This window comes from Bradyrhizobium sp. dw_411, from assembly GCF_018449695.1.
GTDB lineage: Bacteria > Pseudomonadota > Alphaproteobacteria > Rhizobiales > Xanthobacteraceae > Bradyrhizobium.
In genome coordinates this window covers 1-1,122 of record NZ_JAAVUY010000044.1, presented here as the reverse complement: position 1 = coordinate 1,122, position 1,122 = coordinate 1, and the positions used below count along the sequence as shown (strand labels likewise).

1 protein-coding gene is annotated in these 1,122 nt (G+C 61.2%); it reads left to right on the top strand.

Features of this window, described 5'->3' with window-relative positions; translation table 11 throughout:
• Positions 1-58 precede the first annotated feature (58 nt).
• Entirely contained in the window at positions 59-1,018 is a 960-nt protein-coding gene (locus tag HB676_RS33600; protein ID WP_213742815.1) for an IS5 family transposase, read from the top strand.
• Positions 1,019-1,122: the final 104 nt, after the last annotated feature.

Below are 1,122 nucleotides of genomic sequence, written 5' to 3'. Positions count from 1 at the left end.
GGGCCTGTTGCGAAATCCGCCAATTGTGATTCCCTAGGACAAACCTCGGGAGATCGCGATGGCGGTGAAACAGACGGGACAGCCGAGCTTTATGGAAGCGCTGTTGCCGAAGGGGGCCGGCAGCAATGCCGGATTGGATCGGCTGGCGGGCCTGGTCAAATGGTATCGGTTCGAGAAGCTGCTGGCTCATTTGCGGGATGAGGGGGGACCCGGTCGCCCCGGTTATCCGGTGCTGGTGCTGTTCCGCGCGCTGCTGTTACAGTCGCTTTATGGTCTTTCGGACCGCGAGCTGGAGGACGCGCTGGGAGATCGGCTATCGTTCAAGCGCTTTGCCGGCCTGAGTCTGGAAGATGCTACCCCCGATCACACGGTTCTCAATCGCTTCCGGAACCAGTTGGTCGAGCAAAACCTCATGGCAAAGCTGTTTGCCGAACTGGACCGTCAGCTTGAGAACGCTGGCCTCATCCTCAAGCGCGGCACGATGCTGGACGCGACGTTGATCCAGGCCGTGTCGGCGCCCCCGAAGGAAGATCGGCCGTCAAACGATCCCGATGCCGGGTTTGCCAAGCGGCAAGGCAAGAGCGGTTCGACCTTCGGCTACAAGGCGCATGTCGGTGTCGATGAAGGGTCCGGCTTGATCCGCGCGGTGCTGACCACGCCTGCCAATGTCAACGATACCACGCCGGCCGACGATTTGATCCGCGGCGATGAGACGGTGGTGTGGGCCGATGCAGCCTATGACACCCATGCCCGGCGAGCACGGCTGAAAGCGGAAGGCAAAAAGCCCCGCATCGCGCGACGTCCCAACAAACATCACCCGGAGTTGCCCGCCAGGCTCAAGCGCTACAATCGCCTCATTGCACGACGACGGGCGGCGGTGGAGACCACCTTCGCCACTCTCAAATGTCGAATGCGTCTGACGCGCATTCGTTACGTCGGTCTAATCAAGGCAACCGCACAGGTGCTGTTCGCTACGATCGCGTTCAATATGCGCCGATGGGCGGCAATCGCCGCATAAGCAGCCCTCGCGGCACCCTCACCATCCCGCTCCACCACGGCCGCCGGAAAAGGTACGGCGAAAACTGACCCTTCCGAGCTTCTGGAGCGGATAAAGTCCATATT

What these genes read in the sequence shown, in the direction of transcription:
- HB676_RS33600 (WP_213742815.1), top strand. Translation starts at nt 59, where the DNA reads ATGGCGGTGAAACAGACGGGACAGCCGAGCTTTATGGAAGCGCTGTTG.